This is a genomic window from Ruegeria sp. F12, from assembly GCF_056533885.1.
In genome coordinates this window covers 199,781-224,911 of the sequence record NZ_JBQFOV010000001.1, presented here as the reverse complement: position 1 = coordinate 224,911, position 25,131 = coordinate 199,781, and the positions used below count along the sequence as shown (strand labels likewise).

Sequence of the window (25,131 nt, the reverse complement as noted above, 5' to 3'; positions counted from 1 at the left end):
GCCCAGCCCTTGTTCTCGTCAAAAATACGGAATCTACCCAGCCACCACCCGCAACAGACGTTTCCGGGCTGGCGGAATCGCCCCGATCTCGAGCCCGGTAAACACGTGCAGCGTGTTCATATGCCGATCGACCACTGCATGATCACTGACCCAGCCGCCCATCAACAGATAGGTGCGCAGCAAGGGCGGCATCCGCAACATCGCTTTTTTGACGTCGGGCCGACGCCGCAACCGTGCGGCAAAACGAAAGACATCCGGTGCCTTGACCCGTGGCAACCAGCGCTTGGGCGCCAGATGACGGTGTTTTAGCATTGCAAAAGCATCCAGATACTCGGCCGTTTCTGTCCCGGCAAAGGACGAACAGCCAAACAGCATCTCAACGTTGTTCTGATCCACATAAGCCGTCATCGCGCCCCATGCGACGCGCAGTATGTCAGGATCGGTCCAGTCGGGATGAATGCAGAACCGCCCCATCTCGACCATACGCCCCTGAAAATCCTCCAAAGCGGACAGATCGTAAAATTGCGCTGAATAGCTGAGGCCGATTTCGTCCCCACGCTCCATCGTCAACATGCGGAAACAGCAGACGAGTTCGCCACTGGAACGCATATCTTCGACAAGAACATGCGCACAGAGGCGATCAAAATCATCCCGATCCGTCTGATCTGTTCCAAAGGCCAGAGTGCGCAACTTCTGTGCCGCCACGATGTCCGCCCCAGTCAATGCCAACCGGGCGCGATACCGGCCTTTGCCAAGCAGTACAGCCATGGTCGTCCTCTATTCGGCGATCACCGACCCGTTTCATCCCGTCTCGGTGCCTATCACATTATGTGTGACCATCCTGTGACGCGGACAAGAGGCGAAGGCTGATTAGTTGGTCGCGCCCGGAATATTGGCCGGGTTGAAGTTGCCGATATTGCCGAACAGCTGGCGCAGGAATCCGCGGTTCTGAATGCTCGATTCGGTTACCCGCCGCTCCAGAGGGACCACGATCCCGTCTTCAAGGCCGAACCGTTCGATGTTCCGCACCACACCACCCTGATCAAAGCTGATGGCGACAAGCTCACGCTCGACCACTTCGGGTCGTTTCGGACCGTAGTGACGCACCCGAGACCGCACATAGTAGAACCCAGAATCCCGCACTACGCCGGACGAGGACGGCGCACCGACCGAGTCGAGGACGCTTTCGCGTGTGTCCACGCCCACCTGAATCTCGGCCAGGTCTTCGGGGGGCGGGATGTACCCGTGATTCTCGAACACAGGTGAGCACGCGCTGATACCTGCCACACAGGCTGCAAGCACTAGCGTTCTGGACGCCGGTTTCAACCTGTTCACAACCTTTAACATGCACACCCTCTTGCCTTGGTCCCTTGCGGACCCTATCCGCTTACATCAAACCGCAGCCCCGGTTCAACACAGGAAAGGGTAACGAATGAGCAACCAGACATCTCTGCGGGTGGCCGACCTGCCGCAAAACGCGCCAACCTCGTTCGATCTGCGCCCCGACACCAAAGCGCTTGAGGCGATCCGCGATGACCTGGGCCTGCTGGGTCTGCGAAAGCTCAGCTTTGTCGGAGACGTCCGCGCGCAAGGAAAACGCGACTGGGCACTCGCAGGTAAGCTGGGCGCAACAGTGATCCAGCCCTGCGTCGTCACGCTAGAGCCGGTGACGACCCGGATCGACGTGCCCGTCACGCGGGTATTTCTGGCCGATTGGACCGACCCCGATGAGGAAGAGTTCGAAATCCCAGAAGGCGACGAGTCGGAGCCCTTGGGGTCCGAGATCGACCCAGCCATTGTAATGATCGAGGCGCTGTCGCTGTCCCTGCCCCAATACCCGCGCAAAGATGGTGCGGAACTGGAACAGGCCGACTATACAGAGCCGGGCAAACAGGCGATGACAGATGAAGATGCAAAACCCTTTGCCGGACTTGCCAGCCTGCGCGATGCACTAAAAAAAGACGAGTGACACGGGTCTGATTTCCTGTCATAGCACGCCCTCAGAAAAATCGCTTGAACATGTCGAGAATCGCAGTATTTTCGCGCGCTCATCGGAATTTGGGTTGGACATTGCGGGGCTCGTCCCCTAAACGCGCGTCAAACCACGTAAAAAACGAAGAATGAAACCCGGTCGGCAGCGAATCTGCGGACCCTCAGTAGACAAAGGTTGAGACCATGGCCGTCCAACAGAACAAAGTTTCCAAGTCGCGTCGCAACAACCGCCGCGCACACGACGCTCTGGTTGCTGCAAACCCGAACGAATGCGCAAACTGCGGCGAGCTGAAGCGCCCGCACCACGTATGTGCGTCCTGCGGCCACTATGATGACCGTGAAGTCGTCGCTCAGGCCGACGAAATCGACCTGGACGAAGACGCGGCCTAAGCCTTTCAAAGCGCAGGCCAAGGCATGACGGAACAGCCCACGCAAACCGGACGGATCACCATCTCGGTTGACGCTATGGGCGGAGATTCGGGTCCCGCCGCAGTTGTGGCGGGGATCGCCAAATCGGCGGACAAGAACCCCGACATCGCGTTTATCCTGCACGGGCCTGAGGCTGAGTTGCGCAAACTTGTTGCGAAACGGCGTGTCCTGAATGGGCGCGTCGTTTTTCGTGATTGCACCGACGTGGTCACGATGGAGGACAAGCCCAGCCAGGTTGTACGCCACGGCAAGCAGACCTCAATGTGGTCGACACTGGAATCGGTGCGCCAGGGCGAAGCCCATGGTGCGGTGTCCTGCGGCAATACTGGCGCGTTGATGGCGCTGTCGATGATGCGGCTGCGTAAATTGCCGGGTGTAAACCGCCCGGCCATCGCGATTCTGTGGCCATCGCGCAACCCGCAGGGGTTCAACGTGATGTTGGATGTGGGCGCCGATGTACGCGCCGACGCGAAGGATCTGCTGCAATACGCGCTGATGGGCGCCTCGTACGCGCGCAACGGCATGGCGCTGGAACGCCCCCGGATCGGCTTGCTGAACGTAGGCACCGAAGAACACAAGGGGCGCGCTGAATTGAAAGAAGCGCATGCCATGATCACGGACTTTGCGGATCAGGCGAGCTTTGATTTCGTGGGCTTTGTCGAAGGCAGTGATATCCCCGGTGACAAGGCAGATGTCATTGTAACCGATGGGTTTACCGGCAATGTCGCGATCAAGACCGGCGAAGGCACGGCCAGCCTGATCGGGGACCTTCTGCGTGAGGCGTTCAAATACTCGCCCCTGTCTCGGCTGGCGTCGGTTCTGGCCATCACCTCACTAAACCGGTTGAAGAAACGTATCGACCCACGCCGTGTAAATGGCGGGGTTTTCCTGGGCCTCAATGGGACTGTGGTGAAATCTCATGGCGGCGCAGATGCCACCGGAGTTTCGGCCGCCGTGAAACTGGCCTTTACCTTGGCACAGTCCGGGTTCTCTGAAAAATTGGCGGCACGGGTTGCATCGACAGTCGAGCTTGCACAAGATGCCGCCCAAGCTCCGTCCAAGGCGGGCGAATAACAAAAAAGGCAGTACCCCAACATGGCAGGCCGTTCAGTTGTTGTAGGTGTCGGACATTATTTGCCAGAGCGAATTGTGCCGAATTCCGAGTTCGAAAAGTCGCTTGATACGTCCGATGAGTGGATCAAGACGCGGTCCGGCATCGAACGCCGCCATTTCGCAGCCGAGGGCGAGACCACATCCGACATGGCCACAAAGGCAGCCGAAGCAGCGCTTGCCGATGCTGGACTGACGGCCGACGACATCGACGCCATCGTTCTGGCCACATCGACGGCGGACCTGACCTTCCCTTCAGCGGCTACCATGGTGCAATCGCGGTTGGGTATGACCAAAGGCTTTGCCTTTGACGTTCAGGCCGTCTGTGCGGGATTCGTTTACGCTCTGACTAATGCCAACGCACTGATCCTTTCGGATCAGGCCAAGCGGGTGCTGGTAATCGGGGCCGAAACCTTCTCGCGAATCATGGATTGGACGGACCGGTCCACCTGCGTGCTTTTTGGCGATGGTGCGGGCGCGCTGATTCTTGAACGCCAAGAAGGTGACGGCACGGCCGAAGATCGCGGTATTCTCGCTACTGATCTGAATTCCGACGGACGCTATAAAGACTTGTTGTATGTAGACGGCGGCGTGTCGACGCAAACAACGGGCTATCTGCGGATGAAGGGCAATCAACTGTTCCGCCAGGCGGTTGAACGTTTGACCTCAACTGCTGAGACTTGCTTGGAAAAAGTGGGTTTGGGTCACGAGGATGTGGATTGGATTGTCCCCCATCAAGCCAATATCCGCATCATTCAGGGCACCGCCAAGAAATTGGGCGTTCCCATGGATCACGTCGTAGTCACCCTACAGGATCACGGCAACACTTCTGCGGCATCGATTCCCTTGGCCATGTCCGTGGCCAAGCAACGCGGCCAGTTCAAACCGGGTGATTTGCTTGTTACTGAGGCAATCGGGGGTGGATTGGCCTGGGGATCAGTCCTCCTTCGGTGGTAACAGGCGCAAAACGGCTTACACACAGACCTGCAATTCATTGATATTGACAGTGAATTTGCCCTGACCCTATGCTCTACCATCAACAGGGGGATTGGCATGGGCGACAAAACACTGACCCGAATGGATCTGAGCGAGGCCGTTTTTCGCGAGGTTGGCCTTTCACGCAATGAAAGCGCACAGCTGGTCGAAAGCGTTCTGGACCATATGTCCGACGCGCTGGTGCGGGGTGAGCAGGTTAAGATTTCGTCTTTCGGAACATTCAGCGTTCGGGACAAAACTGCCCGTATCGGCCGCAACCCCAAAACCGGGGAAGAGGTTCCTATTCAGCCGCGCCGCGTGCTGACCTTCCGCCCGTCGCATCTGATGAAGGATCGCGTCGCCGCAGGAAACCGCAAATAGGATCAGGACGGCAGCGCCATGAGCAAGTCCCCAGACGCCTTTCGCACGATCAGTGAAGTAGCGGACTGGCTGGGCGTTCAGGCCCATGTCCTGCGATTCTGGGAAAGCCGCTTCACGCAGGTCAAACCGGTCAAACGCGCCGGTGGGCGGCGCTATTACCGCCCCAATGACATGCGCTTGCTGGGTGGTATCAAAAAGCTGCTGCACGAGGATGGGATCACCATCAAAGGCGTGCAACGCATTTTACGCGAACAAGGCGTGGCCTACGTCGCCTCATTGTCTCAGGGTTTGGAGGATGAGGCCAAGCCTGCCGCAACCGAAGACAACGTGGTCGTTCCCTTTGCAGCAAAGCCCGCGCCCGCACCCCAAGAACAGATCTCGCTTGATTTTCCCGAGGCACCGGTGCCCGCAGCGCCCGTGCCGCCGCAGCCTGTTTTGGACAAGCTGGATGAGGCGCCGTTGCTGGGTGGCATCGCAACCCAAGCGTGGAATCGGACTGAATTTGACGATCAGCTGCTGCGTCAGATCGCGCCTGTTGCCCGTGACCTGCGCGCCCTTCTGAACCGAATTGAGAATCGATCGGCGGGATAAGAAAAAGGCAATGTTTTCCTCTTGCCCCTGCCGGGAAAACCGTTATGAACACTCCAACGTCGGGCTATGGCGCAGCCTGGTAGCGCGTCCGTCTGGGGGACGGAAGGTCGCAGGTTCGAGTCCTGCTAGCCCGACCAAATCACAACGACGTTTATGGCAGACAGGCCAGATCCCGCTCTGGCATCAGGGGGGATCGGAATGACAGGTGTATGCCCAAACCAGCAGATCGAAGGCATGATTGCACGCGGTGAGATCACCGCCGATCCCGCCATAATCGACCCGCAGGTACAACCGGCCAGCCTTGACTTGCGTTTGGGAACAGTGGCTTACCGCGTGCGCGCCTCATTTCTGGCAGGCGAAGGGCGCTCGGTCGCCGACCGTCTGGCCGAGTTCGAGATGCACCGCATCGACATTAGCGACGGTGCGGTTCTGGAAAAGGGTTGCGTCTATCTGGTGCCACTGATGGAATCACTCGCCCTGCCCGACAGCGTGACCGCCGTGGCCAATGCCAAAAGCTCGACCGGGCGGCTGGACTTGCTGACCCGCACCATCACCGATGGCGGCACCGAGTTCGACCGGGTGCCTGCGGGTTATACCGGGCCTCTATATGCCGAAATTTGCCCGCGATCATTCTCGGTCCTGGTGCGGCCCGGAATGCGCCTGAACCAAATCCGGTTCCGTCAGGGCCAAGCGGTGCTGAGCGATGCGGAACTAAACGCGCTGCACGCCGAGTCGCCATTGGTGGATGGACCGGCAGTGATTCAGGATGGGTTGGGCTTTTCGGTCGATCTGCAACTGCCCGATACCGATCTGGTGGGCTATCGCGCCAAGCCACATACGGGTGTGATTGATCTGGACCGGATCGGCGAATACGACCCGCAGGAATACTGGGAAGAGGTACGCACCACGGATGGTCGCATCATCCTCGACCCCGGCGCGTTCTATATTCTGGTCAGTCGCGAGGCAGTACATATCCCGCCCATGTATGCCGCTGAAATGGCCCCCTATCTGGCCATGGTCGGTGAATTCCGGGTGCACTACGCCGGCTTCTTCGATCCCGGTTTCGGCCACGCGGCCGCCGGGGGCGCAGGGTCACGCGGGGTGCTGGAAGTGCGCTGCCACGAGGCCCCGTTTGTGCTCGAACACGGACAGGTCGTCGGGCGTTTGGTCTATGAGAAAATGGCCGAGATGCCCACGCAACTCTACGGCGCGGGCATTGCCTCGAACTATCAGGGACAGGGATTGAAGCTGTCCAAACACTTCAAGCCGGTTGGCTAGAACTTCATAAAACGGCGCATTTGGCGGGTCATTTTCTGCGCTTGCCTCATGTTTTGAGACGGGCGTGGACTGCTGGTTTTTTTCCGTTGGCCTGTATCACCGCCCTGATCCGATTTGCCGCCCATACGGCTGGCCATATCAAAGCCCTTGTCCACGCCTTTATTGACCAGACGGCGCATCACCTGACGCACGATCATATCGATCATTCGATTGGCATTCATTGCTCAACTCCGTTTCCTGAACCTCAAAATAGGTGATCTGTCTGGCAACAAAAGGGCCGTTTGATCACTCTTCCTCGAACAGTTCCACCTGATCTTCGTCTTCTTCCTCGTCGCGGCCCTCCCCCAAGGGGATCGTGCCCGGAGGTGGCCTGTTTTCCAACAAACCCGCGGCGCGCAATTCTTGCAGCCCCGGAAGGTCGCGCGCGTTTTCCAGCCCGAAATGATCCAGAAACTGCGGCGTCACGACAAATGTCACCGGACGGCCCGGTGTCATGCGGCGGCGGCCCAAACGAATCCACTCCATTTCCAGCAACTGGTCGATGGTCCCGCGCGAGACGGAGACGCCACGGATTTCCTCGATCTCGGCCCGCGTGCAGGGCTGGTGATAGGCCACGATGGCCAAAGTTTCGATGGCGGCACGGCTGAGTTTTCGTGTCTCAACCGTTTCCTTTTGCATCAAAAAGCCCAGATCAGGGGCGGTGCGGATGGCCCAGGCCTCCCCTACACGCACAACGCGCACGCCGCGCCCCTCATAGCGTTTGCGCAGCAGATCAACCGCTTGTGCCGCGTCGCTGCCGTGGGGCATCCGGGCTTCAAGATCGCTGATCGAAACGGGTTCAGCACTCGCGAACAGCACGGCTTCGACCATACGTTCCTGTTCGGCCAGGGGGGGCGCTTCGAACAGGGTGCCGGTTTCCTCAGAGGTGTCAGTCACGTGTTTCGGTCCTCTTGCGCAGATGGATCGGTGCAAAGGTTTCGCTTTGCTTGATCTCCATATGTCCTTCTTTCACCAGCTCCAACGAGGCCGCAAACGTCGCCGCCGTGGCCGAGCGCCGCCGCACCGGATCGGCATCCCAACCGTCGGGCAGATAGGTCTCCATATCTGTCCAGACGCCCGCAAACCCGATCAAGGGGCGCATCCGTTCCAACGCCTGTTCCATGGTAAAGACAGCATCGCGGTCCATGACAAAGGGTCGGAATTCATCGCGGGTGCGGATGCGCGCATAACCCTGCATCAGATCCAACAACGTGGCTGAATAGGTCACGGTGCGGATGCGAGTGACATCCTCACCCTGCCCGCGTTTGAAGAAATCACGCCCCAACTGATCCCGCGCCATCAGTCGCGCAGCCGCGTCGCGCATGGCCTGTAGGCGTTCAAGTTGGAACGCCAGATGCGCGGCCAATTCCTCACCAGACGGTCCTTCGTCATCGGGATCGGGCGGCAGCAGCAGGCGGGATTTCAGAAAGGCCAGCCACGCGGCCATGACCAGATAATCCGCCGCCAGTTCGATCCGCAGCGCACGGGCTTTTTCAACGAAGGTCAGATATTGCTGCGCCAGCGCCAGAACCGAGATTCTGCGCAGGTCAACTTTCTGCGTCCGCGACAGGGTCAGTAGCACGTCCAACGGGCCTTCGAACCCGTCGACGTCAACAATCAGCGCCTCGGCGGCAAGCCGATCCGCGACCGAGACCGGATCTTCGCTAAAAAGGTTATCGTTCATATACCTGCCCGCCCATTAGGGCAGATAGTTCCGCCTCGGCGGCTTCGATGTCAAGTTCCACAGGCTTTTGCCGCATCGACAGCGCTTTTTCGGCGCGTTTTTGCGCTAGTGGGGTCATCTCTCCTACGGCGTCCAGCACCTTGGCGCGGGCTTCAAAGGTACCGTTGCAATGCAGAACCACGTCGCAGCCCGCAGCCAGCGCTTGCCCGGCGATTTCTTCGGGCGTGCCGGACAGCGCTTTCATCGAGATATCGTCGGTCATGATCAGCCCATCGAACCCGATCTTGTCACGGATCAGGCCGATCATCGTCGGTGAAATCGTCGCCGCTTGCGGGTCGATCCGGTCATAGACCAGATGTGCGGTCATCCCCATCGGCAGGTCGTTCAGCGCGCGGAACGGGGCGAAATCGGCCCCTTCCAGTGCTTCTTGAGTCAGATCCACATGCGGCAGGTCATGGTGGCTGTCCAGCGTGGACAAGCCATGCCCGGGCATGTGTTTGATGACCGGAAGAACACCGCCGTCCAGATGCCCTTTGGCAACCGCGCGGCCAAGTTTCGCAACCTGTTTAGGATCAGAGCCATAGCAGCGGTTCTTGAGGAACGCATGGGTGTCGTCACGCGCCAGATCAACCATCGGGGCACAGTTGCTGTCGATCCCAAGCTCGAACAATTCCAGCGCGATCAGCCGATAGCGGAGATACATCGCACGTTCGGCCTGTTCCCCGGCACGAGCCGCGTGATCCAGCGGCGGGGCCCATTCGCGTGCCAAGGGCGCGCGCAGGCGCTGAACGCGTCCACCTTCCTGATCAATCGTTATCGGGCAGTTGCGGCCCACCGCCTCGCGAAAGTCGTCACACAGGGCGCGCACTTGATCGGCGGTGTCGATATTTCGGGCAAAGAGGATGAACCCGAACGGGTTCATCTCGCGGAACAGTTTTTTCTCGTCGGATGTAAGCCGCAGCCCCTCCGCGTCCGAGATCGCAGCGCCGAATGTCACCGGGCTGCGACCGGGATACAGTCCGCCCCCTGCGCCTGAAGCGCAGCACAGAACTGACGCGAGTCGCTCAGATCATCAAACCCCAAAACCCGCAGCCGATAGAATGTGCGCCCACCGCTTGAGGTTTTTTGGATAACCCGCTGTTTTCCATCCATATACTCACCGAACCGACCATTCAGACGATCCCATTCCGATTGCGCGACCTGCGTGCTTTCATAGGCCCCAAGCTGCGCCATACGGGTGCCCTTTGAAAGGGTATCGGCGTCAACATCCAAGCCAACGGCGGCTTTGACTGCCGCGTTGATGGCATCTTCGGTGCTGCTGTTTGGTGTGATCGCGGCGCTGATCCGGCGTGCAGGGCGCGTGATCGGCCGCAGCGAGCGTCGTACACCGGGCAGAGCTGCAATCGCGGGGTCCGGCAGTTGCGCTGCGTAATCCGCAGGGTCAATCGCCGGTTCGTCGTCAAGCGCCAGCGACGCCAGTTGCACACCGTCCTGTGGCTGTTCAATTGGCTTATCCGCCAGTTCACCAACCACCGCATCCACGGCACCTTGGCGCAGTTGCGCCGCCTCTTGATCCGAGATTTCTTCTTCTACCAGATGCACCGCCGGAGTGGGCTTCAGCGGTTCAACGGGCGTGTCTTCATCCGTCAGCGAAACGGGGCGCGGCGCCAAAATCAATCGATCTGCAGGTGGCGCCGCGGTGCCAACAGCGGCCACGGCGTTTACCGCCAGCCCCTGATGATCTGCAGGGGTCCCACCTGGATTTTCCGGTTGGATACGCATCGGCCCTTCGATGGCGCGCACAACCGGAACACCGCTGACATCGCGCATGACCAGTTTGTAGCCCCAAACGGCGATACCAGCGACCAAAGCCAGGGACGCAGCCGCCCCCAGAAAATTCACGATCCGACCCAGACCCGCGGCTTGCGGCGTCTCTTCATACCCGTGCATGTCGTCGGGATACTCGTACCCACCCTGAACCGAGGGTTGATTCGTGTAATGCATCTGCTCGGGACGCATCTGCCCCGAGTAAACGTTATTTGCCATGTCCGCCTCACCGCCCGTTTCGCGCCGGAAAATAAGGCGCGCGGGTCATTTCTTGCCTACCTCGTACCGGCGGTTCGGGCGGTGTTTGTTACCGCATCTCCTGCGCCGGGGTAACGCCAAGAATACCCAAGCCCGCTGAAATCACAACAGAAACGGCACGGGCCAAAGCGATTTTTGACTGGCTTGTGGCAACATCGCCATCCTGAATGAACCGCAGTTGGGTTTCGTCGTTGCCCTTGTTCCACAGCGCGTGGAAGTCTCCGGCCAGTTCATAAAGGTAGAACGCAACGCGGTGCGGCTCGTTCGTGCGGGCAGCGATTTCCACCAGACGCGGCCATTCGGCCAGCTTTTTAGCAACAGTCAACTCGGATGCGTGATCGTTCTTACTCAGATCGGCCCCTTTGAGGGTCGCATCATCTGCGGCGATCCCGGCCTCAGTCGCGCGGCGCAAAACGCTCATGACGCGGGCATGGGCGTATTGCACGTAGAACACAGGGTTCTCGCGGCTTTGCTCCAGCACCTTGTCGAAATCAAAATCCAGCGGCGCGTCGTTCTTGCGGGTCAGCATGACGAAACGCGTAACATCCGGCCCCACCTGATCCACCACATCGCGCAGAGTGACAAAGTTCCCTGCCCGTTTAGACATCTTGAACGGCTCGCCATTCTTCCAAAGCTTCACCAACTGGGTCAGCTTGATATCCAGCGGCACCTTGCCATCGGACAGCGCCGACACAGCCGCCTTCATCCGTTTGACATAGCCGCCGTGGTCGGCACCAAACACGTCGATCAGAGCGTCAAAGCCACGGCTCACCTTGTCATAGTGATAGGCGATATCGGGCGCGAAATAGGTCCACGCGCCGTCCGATTTCTTGACTGGGCGGTCCACGTCATCGCCATGTTCAGTCGATTTGAACAGAGTCTGCTCGCGCGGCTCCCAATCTTCGGGCTTTTTGCCTTTGGGCGGCTCCAGCACGCCTTCATAGATCAGGCCCTTGTCGGTCAGCGATTGCAGCGCAGCCTCGATCCGGCCCGTGCCATAGAGAGATTTCTCAGAAAAGAACACATCCATCTCGACGCCCAGCGCCTTCAGATCGGCGCGGATCAGGTCCATCATCGCATCGGTGGCAAAGTTGCGCAGGTCTTCCAGCCATTCTCTTTCAGGCTTGTCGATCAGGCTGTCGCCGTATTTCTCTTTCAGCGCCTCACCGATCGGGATCAGATAGTCACCGGGATAGAGGCCCTCGGCAATCTCGGGGCTGAGGCCATTGGCCTCGCGATACCGCTCATAGGCCGAACGCGCTAGTACATCCACCTGCGCGCCGCCATCGTTGATGTAATACTCACGCGTAACTTCATGGCCAGAATAAGCCAGCAGGCTTGCCAAGGCGTCACCGAAGACCGCGCCCCGCGTATGGCCTACATGCAGCGGACCGGTGGGATTGGCCGAGACATATTCGACGTTCACCTTCTGCCCGTGTCCCATGGTCGAGCGACCATAATCGGTGCCCTGTTCCAGCACGGCGGTCAGCACACCCTGCCAGACCGACGGCGCCAGCCGCAGGTTCAAAAACCCCGGCCCTGCCACCTCGGCGCTGGTGATCCGTTCATCAGAGGCCAGCTTACCAGCCAGCACATCGGCAATGTCGCGCGGCTTCATCTCAGCAGGTTTCGCCAGCACCATCGCCGCGTTGGTCGCCATATCGCCATGTGCCGCGTCGCGCGGGGGTTCAACGGCCACGTTGTCAAAGCTCAGCCCTTCGGGCAGCGCGCCTTCGGACTGCATCTGCGCCAGCGCGTCCAGTACAAGGGCGCGTATCTCGGAAAACAGGTTCATTTCGGATGTCCTTTTGCTTGCCCGGCGGTTTATCACGCAGCGCGGTAAGGTCAATGGATGCCTAAAGTTTGACCTTGGTTTGGGCGCGATCCCCGCTACAGTCAGACCGAAACGCGAAATTCGGAGACCATTGATGCGCCTCGCCCTATCCCTCAGTCTGCTTCTGTCCACCGCCCTGCCCGTTCTGGCCGAGATGCCCGCACCGCAAGGACATGTGCTGGTGACATTGGGTGGCGCTGTCAGCGAAACCAACCTGCCGGCGCGGGGCGAGAATGATGGCGGGCTGCTTGGGTTTCTCGAAGTGACCCATGAGGGTGCAGCAGGGTTTGACGCGGCCCTTCTGGACAGCCTACCCCAGATTCAAATCACTATTCCCTATGGCCCGCCCGATCATCAGCGCAACTACACTTTCAGTGGCCCGCTGCTGTCGGACGTTATGATCCTTGCGGGAGCCCAAGGAAAAACCGCACGTCCCATGGCAATGGACGGGTATCAGGCGGAAATCCCATGGGACAGCATTTCGACGTACAAACCCATTTTAGCCACCCATGCCGACGGTGAACCGATGGGCGTCGGAGGATATGGCCCCACCATGATCGTGTTCCCGCCAACCGACGATGCCGACGCAACCGACTCGCAAGCCAGCCAACAGGTCTGGGCGCTGGCCTATATCGGGATCGAATGACCCGTCGGCGCGGGTCGCCCTGTCAGGCGCACATAGTCCTGTATCGCAAAGCGATCGGTCATCCCGGCGATGTAATCTGATACGATCCGGGCCAGAACAGTCTCGTCCTCGGCAGCCTCAATATCGGAGTGCCAGCGGGCAGGCATTTGACGCGGATCCGCAAGATAGATCGGGAACAGCTCCTCGACGATCTTGCTGACCTCGGCCCGCACCTCCATCACCGAAGGCGCGCGATACATCCGGGTGAACAGAAACGCACGGATATCCTGCAACTGCGCCCATAATTGCGCCGAGAACTGGATCACTGGGCGACCCAAATTGCGGATATCTTCCACCGAGTGCGCTCCGGATTCGGCAATCAACGCGGCAGATGTGTCTATTACGTCGGATACCATAACCCCAAAGACCCGCCGCAGAGCCTCATGCCTGCGCCGATACGGGTCAAGATTTGGATAGGCGCGATCGACCTCGGCATAGCACGCACCCACAATCGGCAGGGTTTGAATTTCGTCATCACTGAACAAATCCGCTCGCAGCCCGTCCAGCAAATCATGGTTGTTGTAGGCAATGTCATCCGAGAGCGCGGCCACCTGAGCCTCGGCACTGGCATGAGTGTGCAACTCCAGATCAAACGCGCCGTTACACTCTGCCAACGCCCAAGGCAGCACGCCCTCAACTGGGCCGTTATGCTTGGCGATACCCTCCAGTGTCTCCCAGGTCAGGTTGCAGCCATCGAATTCCGCATAGTGTCGTTCGAGTTTGGTCACGATACGAATGGCCTGCGCATTGTGATCAAAGCCACCATAGGGCACCATGATGGCATGCAGTGCATCCTCGCCCGTATGGCCAAAGGGGGTGTGACCCAAATCATGGGCCAAAGCCACCGCCTCGGTCAGTTCGGGATTCAAGCACAAAGCGCCCGAGATGGTCCGCGCCACCTGCGCCACCTCAATGGAGTGCGTCAGACGGGTGCGATAGCTATCCCCTTCATGCTCTACAAAAACCTGCGTCTTGTGCTTGAGCCGCCGAAATGCGCTGGCATGAATGATCCTGTCACGATCGCGCTGAAAGCATGACCGAAAACTGCTCTCTTCCTCTGGCACCAACCGCCCTCGCGCGCGACTGGGGTCCGAGGCAAAACCCGCTCTTTCCAAAGGTCTTGTCCTTGTCGCCTGTCCTTGAGTTTTCTATATGGTAGTGTGGTACAGAAATAAACCTTTGGAGCGTGGCATGAATCTGCCCCCAACAGTCACCGAACGCGCCTTCGACCGTCTGGCTGAAATCGGCGCTGCGGATCAGGGACAAGCCCTGCGCGTCGCGGTAGAAGGCGGCGGCTGTTCCGGGTTCCAATACGAGATCGCCCTGGACGAACCGAAAGAGGATGATCTGATCCTTGAGGGTAAAGGACAGAAAGTCATCGTGGACTCGGTCTCGTTGCCGTTTTTGGAGAACGCGGTCATAGACTTTACACAGGAACTGATCGGTGCACGGTTTGTGATCGAAAACCCGAACGCGACCTCATCGTGCGGCTGCGGCACATCATTTTCCATGTAAGCAAAGGTGGGGGCGTTGCCCCCACACCCCCAGGATATTTATAGCCAGATGAAGAAGGGATCCGCTCTCCGACCTCAATGCCGGAGAGCTTCACCTGGCGCGGTCATCGGCGTCCCCGCCTGTACCGCAGATTAGAGATCGCACGGATTGGTTAACGATCCGTTTCTTCATCTGGCTAAAAATATCCCGGAGCGCGAGGCAGAGCCTCGCTCCCCAGCCCTCCGCCATCTTGCCGCTGCGTTCATTCTGCGCGATAGGTTGCCAATGGCTCTGGAGGATTGCGCATGAAAATCGCCACATTCAACATCAACGGTATCAAAGCACGGATTGAGGCTCTGCCCCGTTGGCTGGATGACGCGCAGCCCGACATCGTGTTGCTGCAAGAGATCAAGTCGGTGGATGAGAACTTTCCCAGGGAACTTTTCGAAGACCGTGGCTACAATGTCGAAACCCACGGGCAGAAAAGCTTTAACGGAGTGGCAATCCTTTCAAAATTCCCGCTTGAGGATGTATCACGAGGGCTACCGGGCGACGATGACGACGAACAAGCGCGGTGGATTGAGGCGACGGTCGTCGGAAAGCACTCGTTGCGGATTTGCGGTTTGTATCTGCCTAACGGCAATCCGGCTCCGGGACCGAAATATGACTATAAGCTTACCTGGATGAAGCGCCTTTATCGGCGCGCGCAGGAGTTGATCGCTGCTGAAGAGCCGGCACTTATGGCCGGGGACTACAACATCATTCCTCAGGCCGAAGACGCCGCACGTCCCGAAGCATGGCGTGAGGATGCTCTGTTTCGGCCTGAAAGCCGGGCGGCATTTCGTAAAATCCTGAACCTCGGCTTTACCGAGGCGTTCCGGGCGCGCACACAGGGGCCAGGGCACTATTCCTTTTGGGATTATCAGGCCGGGGCATGGAACAGGAATGACGGCATCCGCATCGACCATTTCCTGTTGACCCCGCAGGCGGCAGATCTGATGCGCGATTGCCGGATTGATTCCGAGATACGCGGGCACGAAAAGCCTTCAGATCACGTTCCGGTTTGGGTGGAACTCGATCTTTAATTCCTTATTCGGTCGGGTCGTAGTTGTAGATCCAGTCGTATTTGCGTGCCAATTTCCCACCGATAACGGACAAGGCCAGTTGCGCGCCCAGACGCATCGGTCCGCGCAAGTGGAAATTGCGGGCATTGGCACCAGCGGTGGCCACGACGTTGCGGGCTCTGGGGCGGCGGGTGGTCTCGTAGACCGAAAGCGCCTGGGTCACTCCTGATTGCTCAGAAAATGCACGCGCCAAGATCCAGGCGTCCTCCAATGCAAGACATGCCCCCTGCGCCATGAAAGGTAGTGTGGGGTGGGCAGCGTCCCCCAGCAAAGCAAGCCGACCGTTCTGCCAACTTTGCGCCACCGGCCGCAGGTAAAGGGCCCAAAGGTGGGTTTGCGCAACCTCGGTCAGCACCTCCCGAACTGGGCCGCCGAAATCCTGAAAGCGCGCCCTAAGATCGTCAGGATCACCTTCCCTGCGCCAACTTTCATCTGTCCAGTCCGAGCGTTCCTCGATTGCTACCACATTCATCATTTGCTGGTCACGTAGAGGGTACAAGACCACATGGCGACCCGGGCCCAATGTCAGTGACGCACATGGCGCTCGGTCGCGTTGCGCCCATGGTATCGTTGCACGCCAGGCGATTTGGCGGGTGAATTGCGGCTGTTCTTCTCCGTTCAGGATCGGACGCAGAATGCTGCGTCCTCCGTCTGCGGCAATGGCGCATTCGGTGCGCAATCGCTCACCGCTTTGTAAAACCACTTCGGCTTCGCCAGGATGTTTGATCACCTGCGACACTTGAGCACCCAACCGAATATCGACCCCCGCGTTTCGCGCGGCCTTCGCCAACAGATCCAATAGATCGGCGCGATGGTAGTAGTAGGTCGGGCCGGCCGTCGGGGGCGGAATACGGCTGATGACGCGGCCTCGGCGGTAGTCGCGAAGAACCGTTCCGTTTGAGCGTTGTCCTACACGCGGCTCTGTGTGCTCAACACCCAGCGCACGCAGAACAGCCATGCCATTGGCGCTGATCTGAAGGCCCGCGCCCACTTCGGTCAGGGCTGGCGCCTGTTCCAGCACAGTCACCTGCGCGCCCTTCAGGCGCAGGGCCAGAGCAGCCGCCAAACCACCAATACCGCCGCCGATTACGGCAAAACTCAAACCGTCGATATTCATGCGCAAGGCTTAACGCAAAAACGCCGAGGCGACAGGCCCCGGCGTCAAAGATTTCCGAATTTCGCAGCGATCAATCGTCGCGGTGGACCTTCTCGCGGCGTTCATGACGCTCTTGCGCCTCAAGCGTCATGGTCGCGATCGGGCGCGCATCCAGACGCCGCAGCGAGATCGGATCACCCGTCATTTCGCAATAGCCGTACTCGCCCTCATCAATCCGGCGCAGAGCCGAGTCGATCTTGGCCACCAGCTTGCGCTGACGGTCGCGGGTGCGCAGTTCCAGCGCGCGATCGGTTTCCTCGCTCGCGCGGTCTGCAACGTCCGGAATGTTACGAGTGTTGTCTTGCAGACCTTCGATCGTGTCGCGGCTGCCTGCCAAAAGTTCAGTCTTCCAGTCCAGCAGCTTACGACGAAAATACTCAAGCTGCTTGTCGTTCATAAATGGTTCGTCTTCGGCTGGACGATAATCTTCGGGCAGAAATACTTCCTGCTTCATTTTTGCTCCCTCGGTGTGGCCTGCAACGCCGAGTGCTCTCTCTTCACCAGACATGAGGCATTCCCTTCTGCGGAGCGTTTATCTGACGGCGCGGGGATTGTCACTATGCAAACGACGCGCCTGTGTTGTGTAATCCTAAAGCGTCTAAATATGAGACAACTAATAACAAAACCTTGTTTTTCTGTGAAAAAGTGCGGGCGATTTCTGGGCAAACTTTATATTGCCTCAGGGTGTGTTAGCGCACGAATCAAGCAAAGCCCTTGGAGTTGCTGGTCAATTCCGCATCGGGCGACGCAGCGACGTGGGTTGTAAAAATCTTCGCCCCTCTGTAACCCCAAAGGCACAACCTGCGCGACCTATCATGAGGCCCCAATGACCGCACGCTTTCAAGGCACAGCCGAATATGTTGCCACCGATGATCTGACCATCGCAGTCAACGCCGCGGTCACTTTGGAACGGCCTTTGCTGGTCAAGGGCGAGCCGGGCACCGGTAAGACCGAACTGGCCAAGCAGGTAGCTGGTGCGCTGGGTCTGAAGATGATCGAGTGGAACGTAAAGTCCACCACCCGCGCCCAACAGGGCCTGTATGAATATGACGCCGTCAGCCGTCTGCGCGACAGCCAGCTGGGCGATGAACGCGTGCATGACGTGTCGAACTATATCCGCAAGGGCAAGCTGTGGCAGGCGTTCGACGCCGACGAAAAGGTCGTGCTGCTGATTGATGAGATCGACAAGGCCGATATCGAATTTCCCAACGACCTGCTGCAGGAACTCGATAAGATGGAGTTCCATGTCTACGAGACTGGTGAGACAATCAAAGCCAAGAACCGGCCTATTGTGATCATCACCTCGAATAACGAAAAGGAACTGCCCGACGCCTTCCTGCGCCGGTGTTTCTTTCACTATATCCGCTTCCCAGATGAGACCACGATGCGCCGCATCGTCGAGGTCCATCACCCTGGGATCAAGGATGCCCTGCTGACCACCGCGCTGACACAGTTCTATGAAATCCGTGAGACGCAGGGGCTGAAGAAAAAGCCCTCGACCTCGGAAGTGCTGGACTGGCTCAAGCTGCTGCTGGCCGAGGATCTGACCGCCGAGGATCTGAAACGCGACGGGGCGAATGCGCTGCCCAAGTTACATGGCGCGCTGCTGAAAAATGAGCAGGATGTTCATCTGTTCGAACGTCTGGCCTTTATGGCGCGTAGCAAACGCTGAACATCCAGTGATCAGCCTTGCCTTACGGCAAGCGGGCTGTCAGCATTGGCACATGATCGCCCGACTGTCGGGCATCCGAGCAGATGGGGCAATCTGAGTGTCTGACACCCTTACGATCCGTGCCTTGCGGCCCGATGACCGGGCCGAATGGGCTGAGATGTGGCGCGATTATCTGGCGTTCTACGAAACATCCGTACCCGACAGCACCTATGACAGCACATTCGCGCGGCTTTTAGGGGATGATCCGCATGATTTCTCGTGCTTTGTTGCCGAAAGCTCCGATGGTTTGGTCGGCCTGACGCACTACCTGTTTCACCGCCATGCGTGGAAAGAGGAAAGTGTCTGCTACCTTCAGGATCTGTTCGCCCGTCCCGAGGCGCGCGGAACCGGCGTTGGACGCGCGCTAATTCAAGCCGTGTATGACGAGGCTGACCGACAAGGCGCGCCATCGGTCTATTGGCTGACGCAAGAATTCAACCATACCGCTCGCAAATTGTATGATCGGATCGGCAAACAGACACCTTTCATTCGGTATCAACGCGCATGATCCGCTGGGCTGCTCTTATGTTCGGTTTGGCATTGGCTGGATGTACGGCTGTTTCCGTCCCAGAACCACCCAGCCGGGTGAAGCCCACAGTTGAAGGGCTACCGCCCCCAAAGGCCTTTGTAACCCCGCGCCCTACCCCGCCCGGTCGGGCAAATGCCGATATGGCGCGCGATTTCGTATCACTTCACTTTGCGCTGGAAAGCGGCACGCCCCTACCGGTCTTTACTCGCTTCGAGGGGCCCGTAACGGTGCGCCTGACCGGCCAGGTTACTCCGTCGATGCAGCAGGACTTGACCCGGTTGCTCAACCGTCTGCGCCGCGAAGCCCGGATCGACATCAAGCAAATCCCCGAAGGTCAGGCAAATATCACCATCGAGGCCGTCACTCAGGACCAAATTCAGGATATCCTGCCGCAAGCCGCCTGTTTCGTCGTCCCGAACGCCTCCAGTTTCGAGGAATACAGCCGGGATCGGCGCAAGAAGAAAAGCAGTTGGGTCCGGCTGCAAGACCGGCAGCGACTGGGGATTTTCATCCCCTACGATGCCAGCCCGCAGGAAAAGCGCGATTGCCTGCACGAAGAGATTGCACAGGCTCTGGGGCCGCTGAACGACCTGTATCACCTGCCGGATTCAGTCTTTAACGATGACAACATACATACCGTTCTGACCGGGTTCGATATGCTGATGCTGCGCGCCGCCTATTCGCCTGACTTGCGCAGCGGCATGAGCCGTGAACAAGTCGAAGCCGTTATCCCCGGCATTCTACGCCGTCTGAACCCAAACGGCGAAGTCCAGCCCGTAGGTCCCCCTTCAGAAACCCCGCGTGAATGGATCAGGGCGGTGCAAAAATCGCTGAACCCCAACCGCAACGTGCAGGCCCGGCTACGCTCTGCCCAGCGCGCCGCGCAGATCGGACAGGAACAGGGCTGGACCGACCACCGCCGCGCCTATCCGCACTACCTGATGGGGCGCATGGGGCAATTTGACAACCCGCAAGCCGCTTTGCGCGAATATGATATCGCGCTGCAATTTCTGCGCACGTCACCGAGTACTGAGGTGCATCAGGCCTACATTACCACGCAGCTTGGCGCCTATGCGCTGGCGCAAGGCAGCGGTCCCGACTTCCTGCCCGAATTGGACAAAGCCATCGACGTGATGACCCGCGCCGAGAATGCCTCGCAACTTGCGACGCTGCTGCTGCTGAAATCCGAGGCGCTGAATCAGGCCGGACGCCCGGTCGAGGCACGTTCCGTCAGGCTGGACAGTCTGGGATGGGCACGCTACGGCTTTGGCTCGGAAACGGTGGTCCGGTCGTTGATGCAAGAGGTTGCAGAAGCGCCGTCCAATAACAGAGGCGGTTAACGCATGGTCGTAGTTCTGGGAATGGCGATACTGGGGGCAATCCTCGGGGCACTGACGGCACGCAGACGTAATGGCAGCGGCGCGGATATGGCGCAATACGCTGCGGGCTACGGCATCGCCTTTTCGTTGGTGGGTCTCGTCCTGTCCCTCATTCTCGTCCGACTGATCGCGTAGCCATGTTCCTGCCCTTCTTCGAAAACCTCCGCAAAGCCCGTATTCCCGTCTCACTACGCGAATATCTGACCTTTCTGGAAGGCATGAAAAAGGGCCTAGCCACCTATGATGTCGAGGCATTCTACTACCTCGCCCGCGTTTCGATGGTGAAGGACGAGCGCAATATCGACAAGTTCGATCAGGCCTTTGCTGCAAGTTTCAAGGGCTTGGAAGAGATCAGCTTTGATCAGGTGATCGAGGCCGTGGACATCCCCGCCGAGTGGCTGGCCAAGATGGCCGAAAAGCACCTGTCCGAGGACGAAAAGGCCGAGATCGAGGCCATGGGCGGGTTCGAAAAACTGATGGAGACGCTGCAAGAGCGTCTCAAGGATCAGGAAAGCCGCCATCAGGGCGGCAACAAATGGATCGGCACTGCCGGGACCTCTCCGTTCGGGGCGTATGGCTATAACCCCGAGGGCGTGCGCATCGGCCAGAAGGAAAGCCGCCATCAGCGCGCGGTCAAGGTCTGGGACAAGCGCGAATTCAAGAATCTGGACGACACGGTCGAACTGGGTACCCGCAACATCAAAGTCGCCCTGAAACGCCTGCGCCGTTGGGCACGCGAGGGCGCGGCGGATGAGCTGGACCTTGACGGCACCATCCGCGCCACCGCCGAACACGGTTATCTGGACGTCAAAACCCGGCCCGAACGTCACAACGCGGTCAAAGTGCTGCTGTTTCTGGACGTGGGCGGCTCAATGGACCCGCATATCAAGGTGGTCGAAGAGCTGTTCTCGGCCGCGCGGACCGAGTTCAAGCATCTGGAATATTACTACTTCCACAACTGCTTGTACGAAGGCGTCTGGCGCGACAACGCCCGCCGCTGGGATCAGCAGACCCCCACCCATGAGGTGCTGCGCACCTACGGCCCCGATTACAAATGTATTTTCGTAGGCGATGCCTCCATGAGCCCCTATGAAATCGCCTACCCCGGCGGGGCGAATGAGCACTGGAACCAAGAGGCAGGTCAGGTCTGGCTGCAACGCGCACGAGACCAGTGGAATTCAAACCTGTGGATCAACCCAGTGCCCGAGAAATACTGGGAATACACTCATTCCGTTAACATGATCCGCGAGATTTTCGAGGACCGCATGGTGCCGATGACCTTGGCTGGGCTGGAACAGGGCATGCGCGAGCTAACGCGATAAAGGTTCGCTCGGTAACGCCGGGGCCCATGCCGTATGCGCGGAAACGGCGGCAAAAAACAGAACGCTGCCTGTCAGAACAAAAACATGCCAGATCGTGTTGTGAAAAGGCAGCCAGTCCAACAGTTAAAAGGCAATCCCGGTCGTGTAGACAATGCCGCCTGCGACCATCAGCCAGATAACGGGATGGGACAGGTCCGCTAGCAGAGATTGCCCCGCCCAGACGACGGCCCACCCCATTAAAACGTAGAGCCCCAACCCAAACCATCGAAAGCGATGCGGGTCAATCATCTTCAGGGCCGACCCAAGCGTTGCCGAAGACCACAAACCAATCAACAAACCCGGCGACTGTACGCCCGAAATCAATATGAATGGGGTATAGGTTCCAGCAATTTTCACATAGATTCCGGAATGGTCCAACCGCTGCAATACATGCCCCCACCTGTCCGATTGCACCATGTTGTAAGCTGCCGAAAGCGACAGCATCAGAATAAGCGTGACGCCATAAACTGAAACGCCCAGTATCGCGGCGGGCTCGGTGCGGTACTGAACCGTCAAGAAAATGAGCTTAGGAACCGCGATGCTGGCGGCGCTGACGCACAGAATATGCACAAACCCGTCGCTGATACGCTCGGCGCGGCTGTAAGATGGGCGGATTTCTGCAAAAGACCACATGATAACAAGGGTATGGCGCAACCCCTCGCGCGGCAAGCAAAGGCTCAGTCGTTTCAGGCGACCTCACCCTAGATTGATGTCACGCGAGCTAGGGCATCGTGATCGTTTCAGCCCCGATTTTTTGTTGCCCTCGCCCCGATCGCCCCCCATATCTGAGGTATGCTGCGATTAACTCCGATCTTGCTGGCGATTGCCTATGCCGTTGTCATGTACCGGATTTCCGTCTGGCGCACCCATCGCGAGTTGGATGCGAAATCTACAGAGTTGGCGGATCCCGCTCTAAAACGAATGACTGACCGATTGGCCGCCGCGCTCGAGATCGAACGTGTGCCGGTTTATATCTATGAGATCGACCCTGTGAATGGGCTGGCCGCACCGGATGGACGGATTTTCATCACACGCGGGTTCTATCGCAAGTTCCGCAATGGAGACGTCTCGGCCGAGGAGATGGCCAGCGTGATCGCGCATGAGCTGGGCCATGTGGCCTTGGGTCATGCGCGGCGGCGGATGATTGATTTTTCCGGTCAGAATGCACTGCGGACGGCGTTGATGATGGTGTTGAACCGGTTCATTCCGTTTGTTGGCGCATGGCTCGCTAATATGCTCGCGCATCTGCTGGCCTCGCGCTTGTCACGTGGCGATGAATATGAGGCGGATGAATACGCCGCCGCGTTGTTGACCAAGGCAGGAATTGGGATCGGGCCGCAGAAATCTCTGTTTCACAAGCTTGAGGAACTGACCGAGCAACGCGCAGGTGTCACGCCCGCCTGGTTGATGAGCCATCCCAAGACAGATGAACGAATTGCGGCGCTGGAGGCGTTGGAGCAGCGTTGGGGTGCGGGTGGATAGGTTTCGGCTGTGAGGGCCAGCCCCTCACACACCCCGGGATATTTTTAGCCAGATGAAGGGCAGATCGGGATTAGGTCGTGAGAGCTTTGCCCAAACGCGGGAGGCGGGCTTTTTTCATCAGCGCGCGCAGGGTCCATTGGTCACCTGAGAGGTGGTTGGCCTGCGTGAGGACTCGGTGGGCGGTATCCGAGAGGCCTTGCGGGTCGGCTTTCCAGAAGCCATGCAGCAGCGTGTCTGGGTCATGGCGGATCAGGCCCTCATCCGACAGGATGTTTCGGGGGAAGTCCTTGGCATTCATGGTGATGATCGCATCTGACGACGAGGTTATGGCGGTGGCCAGAACGTGGATATCGGCGGCATCGGGTAGCCAGAGGCGCTGTTCCACGCCCAGTTGCGCGGCGCGTTCCGCCTTGGGCCAGTGCGATTGTGTCAGGGCAATTTCGGCGCGGGCCTGTACCTCGCCCGTGGGGCCCAGTTTGCGGGCGGCACGGGCCCATTCTTCGAGGATGCGCGCCGACCAGATGGGTTCGAAATGGCCCAGTTTTGCCGCGCCCAGTAGCATCTCTCGCATCACCGTGGGGTAGATGACGCATGTATCCAGAACCGCCCTCACAGCCGGTAGAACACGGCTTTGAGGTAGCCGCTTTCCGCCAGTTGCGGCAGTTGCGGGTGGTCGGGGCCAGCAAAGCCGGTGTGGATCAGTTGCGCCTGCCGCCCGGCCCGGCCGATCCCGCGGGATGAGGCGTCGCGGAAACGACCCAGATCGGCGGCGTGAGAACAGGAACACAGGCCAAGATAACCGCCCGGTTTGACCAGCGGCGCGGCCAGACGCGCGATGCGCTCATAGGCGCGCAGCCCCGCGTCCAGCGCCTGTTTCGAGGGCGCAAAGGCAGGCGGGTCGCAGATCACAACATCGAATTGCTCGGCCTCTTCACCCAATTGGGTCAGAACGTCGAAGGCATCGCCTTGGCGGGTTTGGAACCGGTCGGCACAGCCAGACGCCTGCGCGCCCTGAGTGGCCAGATCCAGTGCGGCGGCTGAACCATCGACGGACAGCGCTTGCCCCGCTCCGCCTGCCAGCATCGCCAGACCGAACCCGCCCACATGGCTGAACACATCCAGCACCTGCGCGCCGGGTTGAACCAGACGCGCCGCGAAGGCGTGGTTGGGGCGCTGATCATAGAACAGCCCGGTTTTCTGGCCGCCGGTCAGGTCGGCCATATAGGTCGCGCCGTTCATCGGCACCGACAGCGGCGCGTCGGGGGCCGTGCCGTGCAGGGTGAGGTTGGCATCGTCCAGCCCCTCAAGCCCGCGTGTCCGGCCCGTGGCGTTTTTCAATACCGTGGTCACGCCCGTTACGGCGACCAGCGCGTCGGTCAGGGTGTCCAGATGCGCTTCGGCCCAGGCTGCGTTGGGTTGGATCACGCAGGCATCGCCAAAGCGGTCAATGATGACGCCGGGAAAACCATCCGCCTCGGCATGGATCAGACGGTAATAAGGCGCGTCGAACAGACGCTCGCGCATGTCCAGCGCGCGGCGCAGGCGGGTTTCGAACCACGTGGCGTTTAAATCAGCATCCAGATCGCGGTCCAACACGCGGCACATGATCTTGGACTCGGGGTTTATTGCAACCAACGCGATGGGCGCGCGTTTTTCATCCTCCAACACGGCCAAAGCCCCCGCCGGGATTTTGCGGGTGCGGCGGTCGGTGACGATATCATTGGCATAGACCCAGGGGAACCCGTGGCGCAGGCCGCGCGCATTGGCTTTGGGTTTCAGGCGGATACGGGGGCGGTCAGCGGTTTGGGTCAT

General features: G+C 59.2%; 30 protein-coding genes and 1 tRNA gene. 17 read left to right on the top strand and 14 right to left on the bottom strand.

Translation table 11 applies throughout. The features are described from left to right. Positions 1–33: 33 nt before the first annotated feature. Together ACR0CA_RS01160 and ACR0CA_RS01155 are read right to left on the bottom strand one after the other, a co-directional pair. Positions 34–768, bottom strand: a complete 735-nt coding sequence (locus tag ACR0CA_RS01160) for a GNAT family N-acetyltransferase (protein WP_480897212.1) — start codon at positions 766–768, stop codon at positions 34–36. Between the two features lie 102 nt (positions 769–870). Continuing rightward, positions 871–1,347: an outer membrane protein assembly factor BamE gene (locus ACR0CA_RS01155; protein ID WP_170774488.1), complete on the bottom strand. Its 477-nt coding sequence runs from the start codon at positions 1,345–1,347 to the stop codon at positions 871–873. Between the two features lie 85 nt (positions 1,348–1,432). Between ACR0CA_RS01155 and ACR0CA_RS01150 the strand changes: the two genes are divergently transcribed. The 8 genes from ACR0CA_RS01150 to ACR0CA_RS01115 all read left to right on the top strand — a co-directional run bounded on the left by ACR0CA_RS01150 (position 1,433) and on the right by ACR0CA_RS01115 (position 6,756). Beyond that, on the top strand, positions 1,433–1,969 hold the full coding sequence (locus ACR0CA_RS01150; protein WP_170788735.1) for a YceD family protein: 537 nt from the start codon (positions 1,433–1,435) through the stop codon (positions 1,967–1,969). A gap of 206 nt (positions 1,970–2,175) precedes the next feature. Continuing rightward, complete coding sequence (rpmF, locus tag ACR0CA_RS01145) at positions 2,176–2,382, top strand: 50S ribosomal protein L32 (RefSeq protein WP_037316137.1); 207 nt, start codon at positions 2,176–2,178, stop codon at positions 2,380–2,382. A gap of 24 nt (positions 2,383–2,406) precedes the next feature. Continuing rightward, the gene (plsX, locus tag ACR0CA_RS01140; RefSeq protein WP_170774492.1) at positions 2,407–3,495 is read left to right on the top strand and encodes a phosphate acyltransferase PlsX; all 1,089 of its coding nucleotides are present in this window, start codon (positions 2,407–2,409) and stop codon (positions 3,493–3,495) included. Between the two features lie 21 nt (positions 3,496–3,516). Then, positions 3,517–4,488: a beta-ketoacyl-ACP synthase III gene (locus ACR0CA_RS01135; RefSeq protein WP_170774494.1), complete on the top strand. Its 972-nt coding sequence runs from the start codon at positions 3,517–3,519 to the stop codon at positions 4,486–4,488. A 96-nt stretch (positions 4,489–4,584) separates the two neighbouring features. Beyond that, positions 4,585–4,887, top strand: coding sequence for an integration host factor subunit alpha (ihfA, locus tag ACR0CA_RS01130; protein WP_120633007.1), 303 nt, complete (start codon positions 4,585–4,587; stop codon positions 4,885–4,887). Positions 4,888–4,905: 18 nt separating this feature from the next. Continuing rightward, entirely contained in the window at positions 4,906–5,478 is a 573-nt protein-coding gene (locus ACR0CA_RS01125) for a MerR family transcriptional regulator (protein ID WP_480897210.1), read from the top strand. Positions 5,479–5,538: 60 nt separating this feature from the next. After that, a tRNA-Pro gene (locus ACR0CA_RS01120) sits at positions 5,539–5,615 on the top strand. A 61-nt stretch (positions 5,616–5,676) separates the two neighbouring features. Further along, on the top strand, positions 5,677–6,756 hold the full coding sequence (locus ACR0CA_RS01115; protein WP_480897208.1) for a 2'-deoxycytidine 5'-triphosphate deaminase: 1,080 nt from the start codon (positions 5,677–5,679) through the stop codon (positions 6,754–6,756). Here ACR0CA_RS01115 and ACR0CA_RS01110 read toward each other — a convergent pair. From ACR0CA_RS01110 to argS, 6 genes are all read right to left on the bottom strand, one after another. Then, entirely contained in the window at positions 6,753–6,962 is a 210-nt protein-coding gene (locus ACR0CA_RS01110; protein WP_480897207.1) for a hypothetical protein, read from the bottom strand. The genes ACR0CA_RS01115 and ACR0CA_RS01110 overlap by 4 nt on opposite strands. A 79-nt stretch (positions 6,963–7,041) precedes the next feature. Further along, positions 7,042–7,692, bottom strand: coding sequence for an SMC-Scp complex subunit ScpB (scpB, locus tag ACR0CA_RS01105; protein ID WP_480548263.1), 651 nt, complete (start codon positions 7,690–7,692; stop codon positions 7,042–7,044). Next, positions 7,685–8,479 (bottom strand): segregation and condensation protein A, encoded by a 795-nt coding sequence (locus tag ACR0CA_RS01100; protein WP_480897206.1) that lies wholly within the window; start codon positions 8,477–8,479, stop codon positions 7,685–7,687. The genes scpB and ACR0CA_RS01100 overlap by 8 nt, the downstream gene beginning before the upstream one ends. Continuing rightward, positions 8,469–9,476 (bottom strand): beta-N-acetylhexosaminidase, encoded by a 1,008-nt coding sequence (gene nagZ / locus ACR0CA_RS01095; protein WP_480897205.1) that lies wholly within the window; start codon positions 9,474–9,476, stop codon positions 8,469–8,471. Before nagZ ends, ACR0CA_RS01100 begins: the two co-directional genes overlap by 11 nt. After that, complete coding sequence (locus ACR0CA_RS01090) at positions 9,473–10,525, bottom strand: SPOR domain-containing protein (protein ID WP_480897204.1); 1,053 nt, start codon at positions 10,523–10,525, stop codon at positions 9,473–9,475. Before ACR0CA_RS01090 ends, nagZ begins: the two co-directional genes overlap by 4 nt. An 88-nt stretch (positions 10,526–10,613) precedes the next feature. After that, entirely contained in the window at positions 10,614–12,359 is a 1,746-nt protein-coding gene (gene argS, locus ACR0CA_RS01085; RefSeq protein WP_480897203.1) for an arginine--tRNA ligase, read from the bottom strand. A gap of 133 nt (positions 12,360–12,492) precedes the next feature. Between argS and ACR0CA_RS01080 the strand changes: the two genes are divergently transcribed. After that, positions 12,493–13,044 carry a putative pterin-binding protein gene (locus ACR0CA_RS01080; protein ID WP_480897201.1) on the top strand — a complete coding sequence of 184 codons (552 nt, stop codon included), beginning with the start codon at positions 12,493–12,495 and terminating at the stop codon, positions 13,042–13,044. Here ACR0CA_RS01080 and ACR0CA_RS01075 read toward each other — a convergent pair. Beyond that, positions 13,026–14,198, bottom strand: a complete 1,173-nt coding sequence (locus ACR0CA_RS01075) for a deoxyguanosinetriphosphate triphosphohydrolase (protein WP_480897200.1) — start codon at positions 14,196–14,198, stop codon at positions 13,026–13,028. The two genes, ACR0CA_RS01080 and ACR0CA_RS01075, sit on opposite strands and share 19 nt — an antisense overlap. 76 nt (positions 14,199–14,274) lie before the next feature. Here ACR0CA_RS01075 and ACR0CA_RS01070 point away from each other — a divergent pair, with 76 nt between their 5' ends. Continuing rightward, the gene (locus ACR0CA_RS01070; protein ID WP_170774515.1) at positions 14,275–14,598 is read left to right on the top strand and encodes a HesB/IscA family protein; all 324 of its coding nucleotides are present in this window, start codon (positions 14,275–14,277) and stop codon (positions 14,596–14,598) included. 284 nt (positions 14,599–14,882) lie between these two features. Beyond that, positions 14,883–15,662, top strand: a complete 780-nt coding sequence (gene xth / locus ACR0CA_RS01065) for an exodeoxyribonuclease III (RefSeq protein ID WP_480897199.1) — start codon at positions 14,883–14,885, stop codon at positions 15,660–15,662. A gap of 4 nt (positions 15,663–15,666) precedes the next feature. On the opposite strand, the gene ACR0CA_RS01060 is transcribed toward xth, so the two are convergent. Both ACR0CA_RS01060 and dksA read right to left on the bottom strand, forming a co-directional pair. Beyond that, positions 15,667–16,818 (bottom strand): FAD-dependent monooxygenase, encoded by a 1,152-nt coding sequence (locus ACR0CA_RS01060; protein ID WP_480897198.1) that lies wholly within the window; start codon positions 16,816–16,818, stop codon positions 15,667–15,669. Between the two features lie 70 nt (positions 16,819–16,888). Then, positions 16,889–17,311, bottom strand: a complete 423-nt coding sequence (gene dksA, locus ACR0CA_RS01055; RefSeq protein WP_170774521.1) for an RNA polymerase-binding protein DksA — start codon at positions 17,309–17,311, stop codon at positions 16,889–16,891. Positions 17,312–17,683: 372 nt separating this feature from the next. On the opposite strand from dksA, the gene ACR0CA_RS01050 reads away from it, so the two are divergent. From ACR0CA_RS01050 to ACR0CA_RS01030, 5 genes are all read left to right on the top strand, one after another. Then, entirely contained in the window at positions 17,684–18,529 is an 846-nt protein-coding gene (locus ACR0CA_RS01050) for an AAA family ATPase (RefSeq protein ID WP_170788747.1), read from the top strand. Between the two features lie 97 nt (positions 18,530–18,626). Further along, positions 18,627–19,076, top strand: a complete 450-nt coding sequence (locus ACR0CA_RS01045; RefSeq protein ID WP_170774525.1) for a GNAT family N-acetyltransferase — start codon at positions 18,627–18,629, stop codon at positions 19,074–19,076. Next, positions 19,073–20,437 (top strand): DUF2927 domain-containing protein, encoded by a 1,365-nt coding sequence (locus ACR0CA_RS01040; protein ID WP_480897197.1) that lies wholly within the window; start codon positions 19,073–19,075, stop codon positions 20,435–20,437. The genes ACR0CA_RS01045 and ACR0CA_RS01040 overlap by 4 nt, the downstream gene beginning before the upstream one ends. A 3-nt stretch (positions 20,438–20,440) precedes the next feature. Further along, entirely contained in the window at positions 20,441–20,611 is a 171-nt protein-coding gene (locus ACR0CA_RS01035) for a hypothetical protein (protein ID WP_170788750.1), read from the top strand. Between the two features lie 2 nt (positions 20,612–20,613). Further along, entirely contained in the window at positions 20,614–21,798 is a 1,185-nt protein-coding gene (locus tag ACR0CA_RS01030; RefSeq protein ID WP_170788751.1) for a vWA domain-containing protein, read from the top strand. 123 nt (positions 21,799–21,921) lie between these two features. On the opposite strand, the gene trhA is transcribed toward ACR0CA_RS01030, so the two are convergent. Further along, positions 21,922–22,470: a PAQR family membrane homeostasis protein TrhA gene (trhA, locus tag ACR0CA_RS01025; protein WP_480897196.1), complete on the bottom strand. Its 549-nt coding sequence runs from the start codon at positions 22,468–22,470 to the stop codon at positions 21,922–21,924. Positions 22,471–22,629: 159 nt separating this feature from the next. Here trhA and ACR0CA_RS01020 point away from each other — a divergent pair, with 159 nt between their 5' ends. Next, on the top strand, positions 22,630–23,319 hold the full coding sequence (locus ACR0CA_RS01020; RefSeq protein ID WP_170782571.1) for a M48 family metallopeptidase: 690 nt from the start codon (positions 22,630–22,632) through the stop codon (positions 23,317–23,319). 70 nt (positions 23,320–23,389) lie between these two features. Here ACR0CA_RS01020 and ACR0CA_RS01015 read toward each other — a convergent pair whose 3' ends face one another. After that, complete coding sequence (locus ACR0CA_RS01015) at positions 23,390–23,932, bottom strand: RSP_2648 family PIN domain-containing protein (protein ID WP_170788753.1); 543 nt, start codon at positions 23,930–23,932, stop codon at positions 23,390–23,392. After that, entirely contained in the window at positions 23,929–25,131 is a 1,203-nt protein-coding gene (locus ACR0CA_RS01010; protein ID WP_170788754.1) for an RSP_2647 family RNA methyltransferase, read from the bottom strand. Before ACR0CA_RS01010 ends, ACR0CA_RS01015 begins: the two co-directional genes overlap by 4 nt.

Bases quoted from the DNA above. Each gene is read 5' to 3' on its own strand.
- ACR0CA_RS01020 (WP_170782571.1), top strand. From the start codon at position 22,630: ATGCTGCGATTAACTCCGATCTTGCTGGCGATTGCCTATGCCGTTGTC.
- ACR0CA_RS01080 (WP_480897201.1), top strand. From the start codon at position 12,493: ATGCGCCTCGCCCTATCCCTCAGTCTGCTTCTGTCCACCGCCCTGCCC.
- ACR0CA_RS01050 (WP_170788747.1), top strand. From the start codon at position 17,684: ATGACCGCACGCTTTCAAGGCACAGCCGAATATGTTGCCACCGATGAT.
- ACR0CA_RS01160 (WP_480897212.1), bottom strand. From the start codon at position 768: ATGGCTGTACTGCTTGGCAAAGGCCGGTATCGCGCCCGGTTGGCATTG.
- ACR0CA_RS01100 (WP_480897206.1), bottom strand. From the start codon at position 8,479: ATGAACGATAACCTTTTTAGCGAAGATCCGGTCTCGGTCGCGGATCGG.
- ACR0CA_RS01070 (WP_170774515.1), top strand. From the start codon at position 14,275: ATGAATCTGCCCCCAACAGTCACCGAACGCGCCTTCGACCGTCTGGCT.
- ACR0CA_RS01010 (WP_170788754.1), bottom strand. From the start codon at position 25,131: ATGACCCAAACCGCTGACCGCCCCCGTATCCGCCTGAAACCCAAAGCC.
- ACR0CA_RS01110 (WP_480897207.1), bottom strand. From the start codon at position 6,962: ATGATCGATATGATCGTGCGTCAGGTGATGCGCCGTCTGGTCAATAAA.
- xth (WP_480897199.1), top strand. From the start codon at position 14,883: ATGAAAATCGCCACATTCAACATCAACGGTATCAAAGCACGGATTGAG.
- ACR0CA_RS01090 (WP_480897204.1), bottom strand. From the start codon at position 10,525: ATGGCAAATAACGTTTACTCGGGGCAGATGCGTCCCGAGCAGATGCAT.
- ACR0CA_RS01115 (WP_480897208.1), top strand. From the start codon at position 5,677: ATGACAGGTGTATGCCCAAACCAGCAGATCGAAGGCATGATTGCACGC.
- argS (WP_480897203.1), bottom strand. From the start codon at position 12,359: ATGAACCTGTTTTCCGAGATACGCGCCCTTGTACTGGACGCGCTGGCG.
- ACR0CA_RS01155 (WP_170774488.1), bottom strand. From the start codon at position 1,347: ATGTTAAAGGTTGTGAACAGGTTGAAACCGGCGTCCAGAACGCTAGTG.
- ACR0CA_RS01150 (WP_170788735.1), top strand. From the start codon at position 1,433: ATGAGCAACCAGACATCTCTGCGGGTGGCCGACCTGCCGCAAAACGCG.
- rpmF (WP_037316137.1), top strand. From the start codon at position 2,176: ATGGCCGTCCAACAGAACAAAGTTTCCAAGTCGCGTCGCAACAACCGC.
- dksA (WP_170774521.1), bottom strand. From the start codon at position 17,311: ATGAAGCAGGAAGTATTTCTGCCCGAAGATTATCGTCCAGCCGAAGAC.
- ACR0CA_RS01035 (WP_170788750.1), top strand. From the start codon at position 20,441: ATGGTCGTAGTTCTGGGAATGGCGATACTGGGGGCAATCCTCGGGGCA.
- ACR0CA_RS01060 (WP_480897198.1), bottom strand. From the start codon at position 16,818: ATGAATATCGACGGTTTGAGTTTTGCCGTAATCGGCGGCGGTATTGGT.
- ACR0CA_RS01040 (WP_480897197.1), top strand. From the start codon at position 19,073: ATGATCCGCTGGGCTGCTCTTATGTTCGGTTTGGCATTGGCTGGATGT.
- ihfA (WP_120633007.1), top strand. From the start codon at position 4,585: ATGGGCGACAAAACACTGACCCGAATGGATCTGAGCGAGGCCGTTTTT.
- plsX (WP_170774492.1), top strand. From the start codon at position 2,407: ATGACGGAACAGCCCACGCAAACCGGACGGATCACCATCTCGGTTGAC.
- trhA (WP_480897196.1), bottom strand. From the start codon at position 22,470: ATGTGGTCTTTTGCAGAAATCCGCCCATCTTACAGCCGCGCCGAGCGT.
- ACR0CA_RS01125 (WP_480897210.1), top strand. From the start codon at position 4,906: ATGAGCAAGTCCCCAGACGCCTTTCGCACGATCAGTGAAGTAGCGGAC.
- ACR0CA_RS01135 (WP_170774494.1), top strand. From the start codon at position 3,517: ATGGCAGGCCGTTCAGTTGTTGTAGGTGTCGGACATTATTTGCCAGAG.
- ACR0CA_RS01030 (WP_170788751.1), top strand. From the start codon at position 20,614: ATGTTCCTGCCCTTCTTCGAAAACCTCCGCAAAGCCCGTATTCCCGTC.